Source organism: Streptomyces himastatinicus ATCC 53653 (assembly GCF_000158915.1).
GTDB classification, from domain to species: domain Bacteria; phylum Actinomycetota; class Actinomycetes; order Streptomycetales; family Streptomycetaceae; genus Streptomyces; species Streptomyces himastatinicus.
In genome coordinates this window covers 4,649,333-4,666,599 of sequence record NZ_GG657754.1, presented here as the reverse complement: position 1 = coordinate 4,666,599, position 17,267 = coordinate 4,649,333, and the positions used below count along the sequence as shown (strand labels likewise).

The following is a 17,267-nucleotide window of genomic DNA, read 5'->3' as shown; positions in this document are numbered from 1 at the left end:
CCCGGGGAAGCCGCCCGGTGAGAATCTGGTGGCGGAGGAGGTCGGCGAGCTGCCGGGCCTGGTCGGCGCGCAACCGGCGGCGGCGCGCGGCGGCGAGCGGCGGGGCGTGCTCGCGGGTGCGTTCGCGGGTGCGTTCGGCTGGCATCGGCCGGCTCCGGGGTGTGCTGGGCGGCGGGTCTGTTCGGACCATACCGACGGGGCCGGTGCGATGGTGTTGCCAGCACATTGCGCCACCTGGCGGCCCGTTGGAAACCGCCCCGACCTGCGCCTTTCACCGGCGCGGAAGCAAGATCTGCCACTGTGCGCGGCGAGCCCCCGGCGGTTTCGCCGGGGGCTCGCGGGGCGCGGACCGACCTGGGTGATCAGCTGGAGGGGAGGTTCGTCGGCAGGTCGGTGGGGATGTCGGAGGGCAGCGAGGTCGGGATGTTCGACGGGATGTCGCCGGGGGAGTCGGTCCGGGTGAAGGTGTCGTTCTCGGAGAGCGCGTCCCAGTCGACGGTGAGCGTCTTGCCGTCCCCGCTCGGGGCCACCTTGCCCATGGTGCGGTCGGTGTTGCCGTCGGCGCACTTGAGCATCAGCATCTTCTCGCCGGTGTCGGTGTACTCACCGTTGCAGACGTGCTTGCCCGCGATCAGGGACGCCTTCTCGCCGCCGATGGACAGGATGAGCGTCTGGCTGCCGCTCTTGGCGAGGTAGGCGCCGGTGATCTTGGAGTTCGCGCCCCCCTCCGCCGGGGCGCTCGACTCCTGTGCCGACGGGGTGTCCTTGGACGTGTCCTTCGTCCCCTCGTCGCTGTCACTGCCGCATGCCGTCAGCAGGAGGGCGGCCGCGGCCACCGTCCCGGCGATGCTCGCTGCCTTCTTCACGCGCTTCTCCTCGGATATCAATGCCGTCAGGGCAGGAGCACGACAAATTAGCAGTCGCTCATGACGCCGCCGGAACGACGTGGCCGGTCACCTCACCCATACCGATGCGGACCCCGTCAGGGCCCGGCGCCCAGGCGGTGAGGGTCACCTCGTCGCCGTCCTCCAGGAACGTCCGGGTGCTGTCCGGGAGGTGCAGCGGATCGCGGCCGCCCCAGGTGAGTTCGAGCAGACAGCCCAGCTCATCCGGGTTCGGGCCGCTGACGGTGCCGGAGGCGAAGACGTCGCCGGTGCGCAGCGAGGCGCCGTTCACCGTGAGATGGGCGAGCTGCTGGGCCGCCGTCCAGTACATGGCGGAGAACGGGGGCCGGGAGACGGTGTGGCCGTTGACGGCGACCTCGATGCGCAGATCGAACCCGCCGGGCTCGGCGGCCGAGTCGTCGAGGTAGGGGAGCGGCGTCACGTCGCGGGCGGGCGGGGCGGTACGGGCCGTGGCGAGGGCGTCCAGCGGGGTGATCCAGGCGGCGAGGGAGGTGGCGAAGGACTTGCCGAGGAAGGGGCCGAGGGGGCGGTACTCCCAGGACTGGATGTCACGGGCGGACCAGTCGTTGAGCAGACAGACGCCGAAGACGTGATCGTGGAACCCCGCGAGGGGCAGCGGTGTATTCAGAGGTGAGGGCGCGCCGACGACGAACGCGACCTCGGCTTCGAAGTCGAGGCGCAGCGAGGGGCCGAAGACCGGCCGGGGAGGAGCGGACGATGCGGAAGGCAGCTGCTGGCCGTGGGGGCGGACGATGGGCGAGCCCGAGACGAGCACGGTGCCGGCCCGGCCGTGGTAGCCGATCGGCATGTGCTTCCAGTTGGGGGTGAGGGCGTCGCCGTCCGGGCGGAAGATCTTGCCCGCATTGGAGGCGTGATGCTCGCTGGCGAAGAAGTCGACATAGTCCGCCACCTCGATCGGGAGGTGGAGGGCGAGGGTGGTGAGGGGGTGCATCAGGGGCTCGATGGCGTGCCGGTGCGCCGGGTTGGTCAGCCAGTCGCGCAGCTCCGCGCGGACGGCCTGCCAGACCGGACGGCCCGCGGCCATCAGCGGGTTGAGCGAGGAGGCGCCGAGCAGTTCGGCGTGCGGGGAGGCCGCGACCGCCGCGGCGGCGCCCGCGTCCAGCACATGGGCGCCGTAGCGCACGCCGATTTTCCGCAGATGAGGAGCGTCGGAGGTGGTGAACACGCCATAGGGGAGGTTGTCCGGGCCGAAGGGATCGCCTTCGGGCAGGTCGAGCGGGCTTCGCTGCGCCATGGGTGGTGCCTCGCCTTCTCCTCGTCACCATGGGTGGGCCGGTCCACACCCTATGGCCCGGGGTGCGCCACCCCTGTGGGGTGACTGCCACCTAAAGGGATGGCAATGTCCGGATAATCCTTGCTGGAGGAGGTAATTCCGAAGTAGCGTCCTTCATCAGGTCACGCACAGTGGGGGGACCACTGCGGTGGGGTGACCGAGGGGGACTCGTGGCGAGCAGTGCCGTGCCGTTCGCGGTGGACCGTTCCGTGCCGGGGCTGATCGTGAAGATAGGCGATTACCCGCTGCATCACGGGGGCGTGGGGGCCATTCGCTCCCTGGGCCGTCTCGGTGTCCCCATGTACGCGGTCACCGAGGACCGTTGGACCCCGGCCGCCCAATCGCGCTATCTGAACCGGGCCTTCGTCTGGCCGACCACCGGCAGGGAGCGGCCGGAGCGGCTGGTGGAGGGGCTGCTGAGGGCAGGGCGGGCGATCGGCCGTCCGACCGTCCTGCTGCCCACGGACGAGGAGGCGGCGGTGCTGATCGGCGAGCATGCCGATGTGCTCGCCGGGGAGGGCCGGTTCCTCTTCCCGCGCACCGAGCCGGGGTTGCCCCGGCGGCTGGCCAGCAAGCAGGGGCTGTACGAGCTGTGCGTCGAGCACGGGGTGCCCACCCCGGAGGCGGCGTTCCCCGGTTCGTACGCCGACGTCAAGGCATTCGCGGTGAGCGCGCGATTTCCGGTCGTGGCCAAGAACCGGGACGCGTTCGAGCGGCGGAGGCGGCCGGCGGTGGGCGGGACGACCCGGATCGCCGGGCCGCGCGAGCTGCTGGCGCTGGCCCGGGACTGGGGGTCGCGGCCCGGGGTGGTCCTTCAGGAGTACCTCCCCCGGGAGTCCGCCGAGGACTGGATCGTGCACGCCTACTTCGACGCGGAGTCCACACCGCTGGCGATGTTCACCGGCGTCAAGGTGCGGTCCTGGCCGCCGCACGCGGGCATGACGGCGTGCGCCTACGCGGTGGGCAACAAGGAGCTGGCCGGGATGACGGCCCGGTTCATCCAGCGGCTCGGCTTCAGCGGCATCGTCGATCTGGACTGGCGCTTCGACCGGCGCGACGGGCGGTACAAGCTGCTGGACTTCAACCCCCGGATGGGCGCGCAGTTCCGGCTCTTCGAGAACGAGGCGCGGCTCGACGTCGTCCGGGCCCAGCACCTCGATCTGACGGGGCGCCCGGTGCCCGAGGCGGAGCAGCTGGCGGACCGGCGGTTCGTCGTCGAGAACATCGACCTGCCCGCCCTGCTCGCCTACCGCCGCAGTGGATACACCACGCCGCACGCGCCCGCCCGGGCGAGCGGGACCGAGCTGGCCTGGGCCGCGCGCGACGACATGCGGCCGTTCTTCACCATGCTGGCGCGCTGCGTGGGGCCCGGTGCGACGCATCTCTACCGGATGTGGCGCGCCAAGAACAGGTAACACCTTGGGGAGGGGATTCGTGAACGATCCGGTAGCAGTCATCGGGGCCGGTCCATACGGTCTGTCGACCGCCGCCCACTTACGCGCCCGCGGCCTGCCGGTCCGCGTCTTCGGGGAGCCGATGGTGAGCTGGCGCGAGCAGATGCCCGCGGGCATGCTGCTCAAGTCCACTCCGGTCGCGTCGACCATCGACGCACCGCAGCCGGGGCACACCCTGCTCGACTACTGCCATGCGGTGGGCGGCAAGCGGTATCAGTCCGACTGGGACATCATCCCCGTCGAGACCTTCGCGGAGTACGGGCTGTGGTTCCAGGAGCGGCTGGTGCCGGAGCTGGAGCGGACCCGGGTGGTGGCCGTCGACCGGCGGGGCGGCCGCTTCGAGCTGAAGCTGGATTCGGGCGAGCAGTTCACGGCGCGGGCCGTCGTCGTGGCCAGCGGGCTCAGCGGGCTCGCCCATCTGCCCGCCGAGTTCGCCGCCGCCGTCCCCGACGGTCCGTCCGCGGCCGGGCCGGTCTCGCACAGTTCGCACCACCAGGATCTGGGGCGGTTCGCGGGGCGCGAGGTCGTGGTGGTCGGTGCCGGGCAGTCGGCGCTGGAGAGCGCGGTGCTGCTGGCCGAGGCGGGCGCCGCGTCGGTGCGGGTGGTGGCCCGGGGGAGGGCCGCGGTCGCCTTCGGCGCCCCGCCGGACCGTCAGCCCCGGCTGCGGCCCGAATCGCCCTTCGGGCGCGCCTGGTCGCTGTATGCGCTGTCGTACCACGCGGTGGGCTTCCGGCGGCTGCCCGCACCGGCCCGGGAGTATCTGGTGCGCGCGGTGCTCGGGCCCAAGGGCGCCTGGTGGCTGCGGGGTCGCTTCGCGGGGCGGGTGCAGGTCACCCAGGGGGTGCGGATCACCCGGGTCACCGTGGAGGACGGCGGCCGGCCGGTGCTCACGCTGCGCGGCGGCAGCGGCCGGGTCGGTGAGCTGGCCGCGGACCATGTGCTGGCGGCGACGGGCTATCGGATGAATCTGGCCGCGCTCGGCTTCCTCGGCCCCGAGCTGCGCGCCGCGTTGGTCACCGGCGCCGGTGGGCCCCGGCTGGACACGGGGTATGGCTCGTCGGTGCCGGGGCTGTACTTCACCGGACTTGCGGCGGCGGCCTCCTTCGGCCCGGTGATGCGGTTCGTCTGCGGCACGGAGTACGCGTCGCCCCGGCTGGCGAAGGCGGTGGCCACCGCGCACGGATGAGGGGCTCGGGCGGGCCGACGGCCCCCGATCGGTGAACGGTCGGGGGCCGCATGATGAATGATCTGCTGGTGATCGCGGGACCGTGTGGAGAAGCCGGTCGATCCGGGCGAGGGCGTTGTGCGGCGCACAAGGCGGGAAGGCGCCCACAGTGATCGATACCCGACCGGATACGCTGCCTTTTGGTGGAGGCGGCGACACATCGACATTCCGCGTGAACGTAGGCAGACAGGAGTACCCCGTGAGCGTCATCGGGCCCTTCGGGCTGAGCGTGCGGGACCGGACCCTGGAAGCCGACACCCAGGCCGGGCTGACGGCTGTCGAAGAGGGCCTGCTGGAGGCCACCAAGAGCGACGTGCCGTTCATCACCGAGGCCGCCCAGCATCTGGTGCGCGCGGGCGGGAAGCGTTTCCGGCCACTGCTGGTGCTGCTGGCCGCGCAGTTCGGCGATCCGTACGCCCCCGGTGTGGTGCCCTCGGCGGTCGTCGTCGAGCTGACGCATCTGGCCACGCTGTACCACGACGACGTGATGGACGAGGCCGAGGTGCGGCGCGGGGTGTCCAGCGCCAACGCCCGCTGGGGCAACTCCGTCGCGGTGCTCACCGGTGACTTCCTCTTCGCCCGCGCCTCGCACGTCCTGGCCGATCTGGGTCCGGAGGCGGTGCGGGTCCAGGCCGAGGCGTTCGAGCGGCTGGTGACGGGCCAGATCCTGGAGACCGCCGGACCGCGCGGCCGCGACCCCATCGAGCACTATCTGGACGTCCTCGCGGGCAAGACGGGCTCGCTCATCGCCGTCTCGGGCCGGTTCGGCGCGATGATGTCGGGCGCCGACGAGTCCATCGTCAACATCCTGACCCAGTACGGCGAGCGGCTCGGAATGGCCTTCCAGCTGGCCGACGATGTGCTGGACATCGCCAGCGACAGCCATGAGTCCGGCAAGACCCCCGGCACCGATCTGCGCGAGGGTATCGCCACCCTCCCCGTCCTGCATCTGCGGGCGCAGGCGGAGGCGACCGGCGCGCCGGAGGACCGGGAGCTGTGCGAGCTGCTCGCCGGTGACCTCACCGACGACGCCCGCCATGCGGAGGTGCTGCGGCGGCTGCGCGCCCACCCCGCCCTGGAGCAGGCTCGCCAGGACACGCTGCGCTACGCGGCGGAGGCCCGTTCGATGCTGGCGCCCCTGCCGGAGGGCCCGGCGAAGTCGGCCCTGGAGGGCCTGTGCGACGCGGTGGCCCACCGGGCCGGGTGACTCCCCGCTCCGGCCTGATCGGCAAGACACCCCCTACGGGATACCCCGAGGGGGATCCGCCCCGGGGCGCGGACCGTCATACCGGAGCAGTACGCGGACTTGATCCTGCGGGCTGACGTATCGGCGCTCCCGATTTGGTGGGATGAGAACACCACCACATGGCGGGATCGGGAGACAATGGCCCGAGAGGTGGACGAGTGCAGGCTGACGACCGCCGCCGACGACGGAGGTAGAGCAACATGGCACGGATCCGACCGATACAGGTCGCCGACGACGGCTTCTGGGATGAGGATCGACCAACACGGCGCACGAAGGCGCTCCGCTACGGGGCCCCGGTCGCGGTGGCGGGCATCGCGGCCGGGGCGATCGGGCTCGTCCCGGCGCTGGCCAGCAGCGGCGCCCCGGACCTGCCGAAGATCACGGCACAGCAGCTGATCAGCAAGATGGCCGCCTCGGACCAGCAGCAGGTGTCCGGCTCGCTGAAGATCACCACCGATCTGGGCCTCCCCACGCTGCCGGGCGGCGGCTCCCTCGCCGGTGCCGCGAACGACCTCGCGGGCGAGAAGGGCGCGACGGCCTCGCCGGAGTCCAAGCTCACCGAGCTGGTGTCCGGTACGCACACGCTGCGGGTGGCCGCCGACGGCCCCGACAAGCAGCGGGTGTCGATCGTCGAGAACGCCGCCGAGTACAGCATGATCCACAACGGTGACCAGCTGTGGGCGTACGACAGCGGCAGCAACTCCGTCTTCCACTCCACCGCCCCCAAGGACGCCGCGGGCAAGCGCGATCACCAGCGCGAGACGCCCCGCGACCTGCGGGAAGCCACTCCGCAGCAGCTCGCGAAGCAGATGCTCGCCGCCGTGGACGACACCACCGAGGTGACGGTCGACGGCACCACCCGGGTCGCCGACCGGGACGCCTACCAGCTGCTGATCAAGCCCAAGCAGAGCGCTTCCACGGTCGGCTCGATCCGTATCGCGGTCGACGCGGACAACGGTGTGCCGCTGAAGTTCACCCTCACCCCGAAGAGCGGCGGCAAGGCGGCCGTCGACGTGGGCTTCACCAAGGTGGACTTCGGCAAGCCCGCCGCGGGCACCTTCGACTTCACGCCGCCCAAGGGCGCCAAGGTCACCGAGGACGGCGCCGCCGACCACCCGGAGAAGGGCTTCAAGGGCCGGCCCGGCGGTGCCACCGGCTCGCCCGGTGAGGAGGCCCTGTCCGGGCTGAACGTCACCGGCAAGGGCTGGGACACCATCGCCCGCCTCGACGACGGCCAGAAGGCCGGGGCGACCGGCGACGCTCCCTCCGCCCCGGGCGGCGACGGCGGAGCGTCCTCCGGTCTCCTCGGCAGCTTCGGCAAGAAGGTCAAGGGCGACTTCGGCTCCGGCACGGTGTTCAGCACCCGCCTGGTGAACGCGCTGATGACCGACGACGGCAAGGTCTTCGTCGGCGCGGTCGACAAGGACGCCCTGGTCGCGGCCGCCAACAAGGCCAAGTAGCCGCCAACGAGGCCAAGGAAAAGAGCGGGGAAGGAGAGCCCGTGGACGAGTCGTCCGCCGATGCCGTGGTGGAGACCCGCGGGCTCACCAAGCGCTACCGGGGCGGGCAGCTCGCCGTCGACGCGCTCGACCTGACCGTCCCGCGCGGCAGCGTCTTCGGCTTCCTCGGGCCCAACGGCTCGGGGAAGACGACGACCATCCGCATGCTCATGGGCCTGATCGAGCCCACCTCGGGCGGCGCCCGGCTGCTGGGGCTGCCGATGCCGCGCGCCGCCCGCAGCGTGCTGCCCAGGGTGGGCGCCCTCATCGAGGGGCCCGCCCTCTATCCGTATCTGAGCGGCCGGGACAACCTGCTGCGCTACGACGCCGCCGACCCGACCGCCGACCCCCGCACCCGTGCGGCCCGCGCCGCGGCGGCCCTGGACCGGGTCGGGCTCGGGGCCGCGGCGGGGAAGAAGGCCCGGGCGTACTCGCTGGGGATGAAGCAGCGCCTCGGTCTGGCCGCCGCCCTGCTCCAGCCGCGTGAGCTGCTGGTGCTGGACGAACCGACCAACGGGCTCGACCCCCAGGGCATGCGCGAGATCCGCACCCTGGTGCGCGAGCTGGCCCGGGAGGGCACCACGGTCTTCCTCTCCTCGCACCTCCTGGACGAGATCGAACAGGTCTGTTCCCATGCGGCGGTCATGGCCCAGGGCCGGTTGATCGCCCAGGGCACGGTCGCCGAGCTGGCGGCGGGCAGCCGCGGCAGGCTGTCCGTCACCACCCCGGATCCGGCCGACGCCGTCCGCGTCCTCAAGGAGCACGGGGTGACGGACCTGGTGGTCCTGGAGGAGCGGGTCACCGGCGAGCTGCCCACGCCCGCGCCCGATCCCGCCGATCTGAACGCCGCCCTGGTGCGCGCCGGGGTGCGGGTACGGGCCTTCGGCGCCGAGGGCGCCTCGCTGGAGGATGCCTTCGTCGCGCTGACCGGGGAGGGATTCGATGTCGCGGGCTGAAGCGGCGGGAACGGCTGAAACAAACGAGTCGTACGAGGCACCCCGGGCGCGTCCGCTGTGGGCCCTGGCCCTCTTCCGCAGCGAGCTGTCCACCACCTTCCGCCGCTGGCGGACGCTGGCACTGCTCGCGGTGCTCGCGGCCGTCCCGGTCCTCATCGGCGTCGCGGTGAAGATCGAGACCAGCGACGGCGGTGGCTTCGGCCGCGGCGGCGGGGGCGGCGGAGGCGGCGGAGGGGACGGCGGGCCCGCCTTCTTCTCCCAGATCACCAACAACGGGATCTTCCTCGTCTTCGCCGCGCTGGCGGCGACGCTGCCCGTCTTCCTGCCGATGGCCATCGGCGTGATCGCCGGGGACTCCATCGCGGGTGAGGCGGGCCCGGGGACGCTGCGCTATCTGCTGGTCGCCCCCGCCGGGCGCACCCGGCTGCTGCTCGCCAAGTTCGTCACCATCATGGCGTTCTGCCTGGCCGCGACCCTCGCGGTGGCCATCGCCGGACTCGCGACCGGGGCGATGCTGTTCCCGCTCGGCGATGTCACGCTGATCTCCGGCACCTCGGTGTCCTTCGGCGACGCGCTGGTGCGGGCGCTCGGTGTGGCGGGCGCCGTGGCGCTGTCACTGGTGGGGATCGCGACGGTGGGCCTGTTCATCTCCACCCTCACCAACAGCGGCATCGCGGCCATGGCGACCACGGTCGGGCTCGTGGTCACCGTGCAGATCCTGGACACGATCCCGCAGCTGCACGCGATCCATCCGTATCTCTTCCCGCACTACTGGCTGAGCTTCGCGGATCTGCTGCGCCAGCCGGTCTACTGGGACCAGCTGATCAAGAACGCAGAGCTCCAGGGGCTGTATCTGGCCGTGTTCGGCTCGGCGGCCTGGGCCCGGTTCACCACGAAGGACATCACGGTCTGAGCGTCCGAGCGGTCCGTACGTCTCCGTACGGACCGCTCAGGACTGCCGGTGCGTCAGGAGGACAGTGTCCAGACGGCGTACGCGATGGCGTCGCTGTTGCGGTCCAGCGCGGTGTCGTTGATGTTGGTCGTGGTGTCGCACGACCGGTGGTAGCAGCGGTCGAAGGCCTGACCGGAGGTGCCGCCCCACTTCTGGGCCTGGGCGGCGGTCTTGATGTAGTCGGCGCCGCTGAACAGGCCGCCGACCGGGATGCCCGCGTTCTTGAACGGGGCGTGGTCGGAGCGCCCGTCGCCCTCCGTTTCTATCTCCGTCGAAACGCCCTTGGTGGCGAAGAAGTCCTTGAAGACGCCTTCGATGCGGGTGTCGTCGTCATAGACGAAGTAGCCCGGGTTGGGCGAGCCGATCATGTCGAAGTTGAGATAGCCGTCGATCTTCGCCCGGTTGGCGGTCGACAGGCCGTTGACGTAGTTCCGCGACCCGACCATGCCCAGCTCCTCGGCGCCCCACCAGGCGAACCGCAGATGCTTGGTGGGCTTCAGCCCCGAGCGGGCGACGGTGAGCGCGGTCTCCAGGACGGCGGCGGACCCCGAGCCGTTGTCGTTGATGCCGGGACCCGCGCTGACGGAGTCCAGGTGGGCGCCGGAGAACACCACGTTGTCGGTGTCGCCGCCGGGCCAGTCGGCGATGAGGTTGTAGCCCGTGGAGCCGCTGGAGGTGAACTGCTGGACCGTGGTGGTGAACCCGGCCGCGTCCAGCGCGGCCTTGATGTAGTCGAGCGACGCCTTGTAGCCGGGGCGGCCGTGGGCGCGGTTGCCGCCGTTGGCGGTGGCGATGGACTGGAGCTTGGTCAGATGGGCCTTGACGTTCGCGAGGGGGACGTCCGGTACGGCGAGGGCGGCGGCCGCCGGAGGCGGCGGGGGAGCCGCGGCGGCCGCGGAGGTGGCGGGCGCGGCCGAGGCCAGCGCCGCGATCGCCGCACCGGCCGCGATCGCGGCGGCAGTCCGGCGGGACGCGGATCTTCGGGGGGCGCGGTGCGGATCAGCACATGACGACATGGGGGGCTCCGATTCCGAACGGGAACTGCACGGAAGGACGTGACGCTGTGTGATGCACGTACGTACGTATACCCATGGGGGTGATGGAGCGGTGTGACAAGATGACGTCGCGATTGGCGCGAGGCTGATGCTCCGGGTGTGGCTGACCCTCCGTCAAGAGCGGAAACCGGACATCACCCGCCGGATATCGGTCCCGACTGCGCCTCCGCCGCCTCCGCCTTCCTGGTGGCCGCCGGGGACGCAGCCGCCGGGGCCGGGGCCGCGAGGGTCGCGGCTTCCGCCAGCGCCCGCCGGGCCCGGTGCCCGGTCCGCAGCGCGTCCCAGGTGAGCAGCGCGAGCGCGAGCCAGACGAGGGCGAAGCCCGCCCACCGCTCGGGCGGCATGTACTCGTGGAAGACGACCAGCCCGAGGATGAACTGGGAGGTGGGCGTGAGGTACTGGAGCATCCCGATCGTGGACAGCGGCAGCCGTACCGCGGCGGCCCCGAACAGGATCAGCGGCCCCGCGGTGATCACCCCGCAGCTCACCAGCAGCGCCGAATGCCCCATGCCGCCGCTGCCGAACGTGCTGTCGCCGCGCATCGTGAGGTAGCCGAGGAAGCCGAGCGCGGGCAGGAACTGGACGGCGGTCTCGGCGGCCAGCGACTCCAGCCCGTCCAGCCCGATCCGCTTCTTGACCAGCCCGTACGTGGCGAAGGAGAAGGCCAGCGTGAGGGCGATCCAGGGCAGCTTGCCGTAGCCGACGGCCAGCACGCCCACCGCCACCACGCCGACGCCGACCGCCGCCCACTGCGCGGGGCGCAGCCGCTCCCGCAGCAGCAGGACGCCGAAGCCGATGCTGACCAGTGGGTTGATGAAGTAGCCGAGCGCCGTCTCGACGACGTGTCCGCTGTTGACGCCCCAGATGTACAGGCCCCAGTTGACGGAGATGGCGGTCGCGGCGAGCGCGACGAGACCGAGCCGCCGGGGCTGCCGCACCAGCGGGCCGACCCAGGACCAGCGGCGCAGCACCAGCAGGAGGAGCCCGACGACCACCAGCGACCAGACCATGCGGTGGGCCAGGATCTCGACCGCCCCGGCGGGTTGCAGCAGCGGCCAGAAGAGCGGGGCGAGACCCCACAGGCCGTACGCGGCGAAGCCGTAGAGGAGGCCGGCGCGGTCCTGGCGGTGCTGTATCTCCGGCTGTATCTGCGGCTGCGGCTGTGTCTGCGGCTGCATGAAGGCCCTCCCCGACGGCGTGACCGCCCTGATGAGGGGGCCCGTCCGACGGTAGCGCCGGGCGGCCCGCCTGTCATCACCGTATCCGCGATACGGGACTGACGGGCGGGCCTGGCCCTGAACCCCGAGGTCAGCCCTGGTCGGCCCCTGGTCAGCCCTTCAGGGTCACCGCGAGGGAGTCCGCGATCGGCGTGGTCGGGCGGCCGGTCAGCCGGGACAGGTCGCCGGGGGTGGCGGCCAGCAGCCCGCGCTCGATCGCCGTGTCGACGTCGGCCAGGATGGCGGCGAGCGGCCCGGGCAGGCCCGCGCCGGTCAGGATGGTCTGCACCTCGTCGGCGGAGACGGCGCGGTAGGCGATGTCCTTGCCGGTCTGCCGGGCGATCTCGGCGGCGTATTCGGCGAAGCTCCAGGCGGTGTCGCCGGACAGTTCGTACGCCGTGTTCTCGTGGCCCTCGCCGGTCAGTACGGCGACGGCGGCCGCCGCGTAGTCGGCGCGCGCGGCGGAGGCGACCCGGCCCTCGCCCGCGGCGGCGACGACGGCGCCGTGCTCCAGCACGGGGGCCAGCCGCTCGGTGTAGTTCTCGTTGTACCAGCCGTTGCGCAGCAGTACGTACGGCAGACCGGATTCGACGATGGCCCGCTCGGTGACCTTGTGCTCGTCTGCGAGCGTGAAGTCGGCGTCCGGCCCGCCCAGCACGCTGGTGTACGCGAACAGCGCGACCCCGGCCGCCTTGGCGGCGTCGATGACCGCCTGGTGCTGCGGAACGCGCTGCCCGACCTCGCTGCCGGAGATCAGCAGCACCTTGTCGCCCGCGGCGAAGGCGCCGCTCAGCGTCTCGGGGCGGCTGTAGTCGGCCACCTTCAGGGTGACGCCGCGGGCGGCGAGCGGGGCGGCCTTGTCGGCGTCGCGTACGACCGCGGTGATCCGGTCGGCCGGAACCTTCTCCAGCAGGCCGTCGATGACGAGGCGGCCGAGGTGCCCGGTGGCTCCGGTGACGACGATGCTCATGCGTGGATCTCTCTTCCAGGTCTTCTGCCGTGTGTTCGATGCACGACCCACCCTAGGCACAGCGCTAACCATTCGAAAGTACCCACTTTGACGTAAGGTACTGGCATGAAGGTAAGTGATAACCCCGCGGTCTGCCCCTCGCGGCTGATCCTGGAGCACATGACCAGCCGCTGGGGCGTGCTGGTCTTCGCCGTGCTGCTGGAGGGCACGTACCGCTTCAGTGAGCTGCGGCGCGAGATCGGCGGGGTCAGCGAGAAGATGCTCGCCCAGACGCTCCAGACCCTGGAGCGCGACGGCTTCGTCCACCGCGAGGCGCACCCCGTCATCCCGCCGCATGTGGACTACTCGCTGACCGAGCTGGGCCGGGAGGCGGCGAGCCGGGTGGGGGCGCTGGCGGGCTGGGCGGAGGAGTACGCCCCGCGGGTGCTGGCGGCCCGGGAGACATACGACGCGGCCAGGCCGGGTGCGTAGACCCCGGCCTGGCCGCGTGTTCTGTTGAGATCCGGTACGGCTCAGCCGACGACGGTCCAGGTGTCGTTCCCCGCGAGCAGCGCGCCGAGGTCGCCCTTGCCCTTGCTCTCGACGGCGGCGTCGATCTGGGTCGCCATGTCGGTGTCGTAGACCGCCCGCTGGACGTCGCGCAGCACCCCGATGGGGGTGTGGTGCAGGGTGTCCGGGTGGGCCAGCCGGGACAGCGCGAACGCGGTGGTGGGGGAGGCCGCGTGGGCGTCGTGGACCAGGACGCTGCCCTCGTTCTCCGCGGTGACCGCGACGACCTCCAGATCGCCGGTGGCCTGGTTCCGTACGACGCCCTTGGCGCCGTCGGCGCCGAAGCGGATCGGCTTGCCGTGCTCCAGCCGGATCACGGCTTCCTCGGCCTGGTCCTTGTCCTTGAGGGCGTCGAAGGCGCCGTCGTTGAAGATGTTGCAGTTCTGGTAGATCTCCACCAGCGCGGTGCCCGGATGGGCGGCGGCCTCGCGCAGCACCTGGGTGAGGTGCTTGCGGTCGGAGTCCACGGTGCGGGCGACGAAGCCCGCCTCGGCGCCGAGCGCCAGCGAGATGGGGTTGAACGGGGCGTCCAGGGAGCCCATCGGGGTGGACTTGGTGATCTTGCCGACCTCGGAGGTCGGGCTGTACTGGCCCTTGGTGAGGCCGTAGATGCGGTTGTTGAAGAGCAGGATCTTCAGGTTCACATTGCGGCGCAGGGCGTGGATGAGGTGGTTGCCGCCGATGGACAGCGCGTCGCCGTCACCGGTGACCACCCACACCGACAGATCGCGCCGGGCGGCCGCGAGGCCTGTGGCGATGGCGGGGGCGCGGCCGTGGATCGAGTGCATCCCGTAGGTGTTCATGTAGTACGGGAAGCGGGAGGAGCAGCCGATGCCGGAGACGAAGACGATGTTCTCCTTCGCCAGCCCCAGTTCGGGCATGAAGCCCTGCACGGCGGCGAGGATCGCGTAGTCGCCGCAGCCGGGGCACCAGCGCACTTCCTGGTCGGACTTGAAGTCCTTCATGGACTGCTTGCCCTCGGCCTTGGGCACCAGGGACAGCGCCTCGGCCAGGGCGGTGGGCGGCTGCGAGATGGTCTCAGTCATCGATGGCCTCCTTGAGGGCCGTCGCCAGCTGCTCGGCCTTGAACGGCAGTCCCCGCACCTGGGTGAAGGAGCGGGCGTCGACGAGGTACTTGGCGCGGATGAGGGTGGCGAGCTGGCCGAGGTTCATCTCGGGCACGACGACCTTGTCGTAGCGGGCCAGCACCGCGCCGAGGTTGGCCGGGAAGGGGTTGAGGTGGCGCAGATGGGCCTGGGCGATCCGGTCGCCGGCCCGGCGCACCCGGCGCACCGCGGCGGTGATCGGTCCGTACGTCGAGCCCCAGCCCAGCACCAGGGTGCGGGCGTCGCCGGTGGGGTCGTCCACCGCCAGCTCCTCGACCTCGATGCCGTCCACCTTGGCCTGCCGGATGCGGACCATGTGGTCGTGGTTGGCGGGGTCGTAGGAGATGTTGCCGGAGCCGTCCTGCTTCTCGATGCCGCCGATGCGGTGTTCGAGCCCCGGGGTGCCGGGCACCGCCCAGGGGCGGGCCAGGGTCTGCGGGTCGCGCTTGTACGGCCAGAAGACCTCGGTGCCGTCCTCGGCGGTGTGGTTGGGGCCGGTCGCGAACTGGACCCGCAGATCCGGCAGGCCGTCGACCTCCGGCACCCGCCACGGCTCCGACCCGTTGGCCAGGTAGCCGTCGGAGAGGACGAAGACCGGGGTGCGGTAGGTGAGCGCGATCCGCGCCGCGTCCAGCGTGGCGTCGAAGCAGTCGGCCGGGGTCCTCGGGGCCACGATCGGCACCGGGGCCTCGCCGTTGCGCCCGTACATCGCCTGGAGCAGATCGGCCTGCTCGGTCTTGGTCGGCAGCCCCGTGGACGGCCCGCCGCGCTGGATGTCGATCACCAGCAGCGGCAGCTCAAGGCTCACCGCGAGCCCGATCGTCTCCGACTTCAGCGCCACGCCGGGACCGGAGGTGGTGGTGACCGCGAGCGCCCCGCCGAACGCGGCACCCAGCGCCGCGCCGATGCCCGCGATCTCGTCCTCGGCCTGGAAGGTGCGCACGCCGAAGTTCTTGTGCTTGCTCAGCTCGTGCAGGATGTCGGAGGCCGGGGTGATCGGGTACGAGCCCAGGAACAGCGGCAGGTCCGCCTGCTGGGACGCGGCGATCAGCCCGTACGAGAGCGCCAGGTTGCCGGAGATGTTCCGGTACGTCCCGGCCGGGAAGGCGGTGGCGGCGGGCGCCACCTCGTAGGAGACCGCGAAGTCTTCGGTCGTCTCGCCGAAGTTCCACCCGGCCCGGAAGGCGGCCACGTTCGCCTCGGCGATCTGCGGCTTCTTGGCGAACTTCTGGCGCAGGAACGTCTCGGTGTTCTCGGTGGGCCGGTGGTACATCCACGACAGCAGGCCGAGCGCGAACATGTTCTTGCTGCGCTCCGCCTCCTTCCGGGACAGCCCGAACTCCTTCAGGGCCTCGATGGTCAGCGTCGTCAGCGGCACCGGGTGGACCTGGTACGCGTCCAGCGAGCCGTCTTCGAGCGGGCTGCGCTCGTACCCGACCTTCGCCATCGGCCGCTTGGTGAACTCGTCGGTGTTGACGATGATCTCGGCGCCACGCGGTACGTCGCCCAGGTTGGCCTTGAGCGCGGCCGGGTTCATCGCCACCAGCACGTCCGGCGCGTCGCCGGGGGTGAGGATGTCGTGATCGGCGAAGTGGAGCTGGAAGCTCGACACTCCGGGCAGGGTGCCGGCGGGGGCGCGGATCTCCGCCGGGAAGTTCGGCAGGGTCGACAGGTCGTTCCCGAAGGACGCCGTCTCGGAGGTGAACCGGTCTCCGGTGAGCTGCATACCGTCACCGGAGTCACCCGCGAATCGGATGATCACGCGATCCAGACGGCGGACCTCCTTGCCGCCGTCCGGTGCTCCCCGTTCCCCGGCGAGCCCCCGCTCGCCCTGCTGATCGGCTGGTTCGGCCTGCTCGGCCGGGCTGACCTGGCTGGTCACTGCTTCGGACCTCCCTCGAGGCGGCGCACCTGGACCGTCGGTGCCGGCCGGTTGTCCCATGGCCATCGTACGTCGGTAAGGCTCGCCTTCCTTGGCCGGATCTCCTGATGGATCCCGCGCCAAGTGTCCGTGATGTCACGGTACGGCATGACTTTCCCCCACCCCCGTGGTGTCATTTCCAGTGATCCCCTCACTCGGTATGAGCCGGGCTTTGGTCCCGCTTTGGTCCTACGACCACAGGTGTCAGGAATTGAGATAGGTGAGCACGGCGAGCACCCGGCGGTGATCTCCGTCACTCGGCGACAGGCCCAGCTTCAGGAAGATGTTGCTGACGTGCTTCTCCACCGCGCCGTCGCTCACCACCAGCTGCCGGGCGATCGCCCCGTTCGTCCGGCCCTCGGCCATCAGGACCAGGACCTCCCGCTCCCGCGGGGTGAGCCCGGCCAGCACGTCCTGCTTACGGCTGCGGCCCAGCAGCTGGGCGACGACCTCCGGGTCCAGCGCCGTACCGCCGCTCGCCACCCGCACCACCGCGTCCACGAACTCGCGCACCTCGGCCACCCGGTCCTTGAGCAGATAGCCGATGCCGCGGCTGCTCCCGGCCAGCAGCTCGGTCGCGTACTGCTCCTCCACGTACTGCGAGAGCACCAGCACCCCCAGCCCCGGATGGTCCTGGCGCAGCCGGATGGCGGCCCGCACCCCCTCGTCGGTGTGGGTGGGCGGCATCCGTACGTCGGCGACCACCACATCCGGCAGCGCACCCTCGTCGGCCAGCGCGCGGATCGCCTTGATCAGCGCCTCCGCGTCCCCCACCCCCGCGACGACCTCATGGCCGCGGTCGGTCAGCAGCCGGGTCAGGCCCTCCCGCAGCAGCACCGAATCCTCGGCGATGACCACCCGCACTCTGTCTTCCACGATGCCCGGCCCCCAGTTGCCGTTCGAATTGACGGGGCCAGC

15 protein-coding genes are annotated in these 17,267 nt (G+C 71.4%); 7 read left to right on the top strand and 8 right to left on the bottom strand.

Going from position 1 to position 17,267, the window contains the following annotated elements; genetic code table 11:
- Window positions 1–362: 362 nt before the first annotated feature.
- Complete coding sequence (locus tag SSOG_RS19395) at window positions 363–866, bottom strand: hypothetical protein (protein WP_039938090.1); 504 nt, start codon at window positions 864–866, stop codon at window positions 363–365.
- Window positions 867–924: 58 nt separating this feature from the next.
- A complete protein-coding gene (fahA, locus tag SSOG_RS19390; RefSeq protein WP_009715943.1) occupies window positions 925–2,160 on the bottom strand; it encodes a fumarylacetoacetase in 1,236 nt (411 codons plus the stop codon).
- Between the two features lie 209 nt (window positions 2,161–2,369).
- Here fahA and SSOG_RS19385 point away from each other — a divergent pair, with 209 nt between their 5' ends.
- The 6 genes from SSOG_RS19385 (at window position 2,370) to SSOG_RS19360 (ending at window position 9,492) form a co-directional block, all read left to right on the top strand.
- Complete coding sequence (locus tag SSOG_RS19385) at window positions 2,370–3,614, top strand: carboxylate--amine ligase (RefSeq protein ID WP_245606330.1); 1,245 nt, start codon at window positions 2,370–2,372, stop codon at window positions 3,612–3,614.
- A gap of 19 nt (window positions 3,615–3,633) precedes the next feature.
- The gene (locus SSOG_RS19380; protein ID WP_039938088.1) at window positions 3,634–4,839 is read left to right on the top strand and encodes an FAD-dependent oxidoreductase; all 1,206 of its coding nucleotides are present in this window, start codon (window positions 3,634–3,636) and stop codon (window positions 4,837–4,839) included.
- Window positions 4,840–5,077: 238 nt separating this feature from the next.
- A complete protein-coding gene (locus SSOG_RS19375) occupies window positions 5,078–6,085 on the top strand; it encodes a polyprenyl synthetase family protein (RefSeq protein ID WP_009715940.1) in 1,008 nt (335 codons plus the stop codon).
- Between the two features lie 239 nt (window positions 6,086–6,324).
- A complete protein-coding gene (locus SSOG_RS19370; RefSeq protein ID WP_009715939.1) occupies window positions 6,325–7,584 on the top strand; it encodes a LolA family protein in 1,260 nt (419 codons plus the stop codon).
- 41 nt (window positions 7,585–7,625) lie between these two features.
- Window positions 7,626–8,579 carry an ABC transporter ATP-binding protein gene (locus tag SSOG_RS19365; RefSeq protein ID WP_009715938.1) on the top strand — a complete coding sequence of 318 codons (954 nt, stop codon included), beginning with the start codon at window positions 7,626–7,628 and terminating at the stop codon, window positions 8,577–8,579.
- Window positions 8,566–9,492, top strand: coding sequence for an ABC transporter permease (locus SSOG_RS19360; protein WP_009715937.1), 927 nt, complete (start codon window positions 8,566–8,568; stop codon window positions 9,490–9,492). Before SSOG_RS19365 ends, SSOG_RS19360 begins: the two co-directional genes overlap by 14 nt.
- A gap of 53 nt (window positions 9,493–9,545) precedes the next feature.
- Here SSOG_RS19360 and SSOG_RS19355 read toward each other — a convergent pair whose 3' ends face one another.
- The 3 genes from SSOG_RS19355 to SSOG_RS19345 all read right to left on the bottom strand — a co-directional run bounded on the left by SSOG_RS19355 (window position 9,546) and on the right by SSOG_RS19345 (window position 12,773).
- Window positions 9,546–10,547, bottom strand: a complete 1,002-nt coding sequence (locus tag SSOG_RS19355) for a M28 family metallopeptidase (RefSeq protein WP_009715936.1) — start codon at window positions 10,545–10,547, stop codon at window positions 9,546–9,548.
- A 173-nt stretch (window positions 10,548–10,720) separates the two neighbouring features.
- Window positions 10,721–11,764, bottom strand: coding sequence for an EamA family transporter RarD (rarD, locus tag SSOG_RS19350; RefSeq protein ID WP_009715935.1), 1,044 nt, complete (start codon window positions 11,762–11,764; stop codon window positions 10,721–10,723).
- A 151-nt stretch (window positions 11,765–11,915) separates the two neighbouring features.
- The gene (locus SSOG_RS19345) at window positions 11,916–12,773 is read right to left on the bottom strand and encodes an SDR family oxidoreductase (protein ID WP_009715934.1); all 858 of its coding nucleotides are present in this window, start codon (window positions 12,771–12,773) and stop codon (window positions 11,916–11,918) included.
- A 105-nt stretch (window positions 12,774–12,878) separates the two neighbouring features.
- Between SSOG_RS19345 and SSOG_RS19340 the strand changes: the two genes are divergently transcribed.
- Window positions 12,879–13,244 (top strand): winged helix-turn-helix transcriptional regulator, encoded by a 366-nt coding sequence (locus tag SSOG_RS19340; protein ID WP_009715933.1) that lies wholly within the window; start codon window positions 12,879–12,881, stop codon window positions 13,242–13,244.
- Between the two features lie 41 nt (window positions 13,245–13,285).
- Here the strand turns inward: SSOG_RS19340 and SSOG_RS19335 are convergent, their stop codons facing one another.
- The 3 genes from SSOG_RS19335 to SSOG_RS19325 form a co-directional block, all read right to left on the bottom strand.
- Entirely contained in the window at window positions 13,286–14,368 is a 1,083-nt protein-coding gene (locus tag SSOG_RS19335) for a 2-oxoacid:ferredoxin oxidoreductase subunit beta (protein WP_009715932.1), read from the bottom strand.
- Window positions 14,361–16,310 carry a 2-oxoacid:acceptor oxidoreductase subunit alpha gene (locus tag SSOG_RS19330; protein ID WP_009715931.1) on the bottom strand — a complete coding sequence of 650 codons (1,950 nt, stop codon included), beginning with the start codon at window positions 16,308–16,310 and terminating at the stop codon, window positions 14,361–14,363. Before SSOG_RS19330 ends, SSOG_RS19335 begins: the two co-directional genes overlap by 8 nt.
- Window positions 16,311–16,553: 243 nt before the next feature.
- Window positions 16,554–17,213: a response regulator transcription factor gene (locus tag SSOG_RS19325; protein ID WP_009715930.1), complete on the bottom strand. Its 660-nt coding sequence runs from the start codon at window positions 17,211–17,213 to the stop codon at window positions 16,554–16,556.
- Window positions 17,214–17,267: the final 54 nt, after the last annotated feature.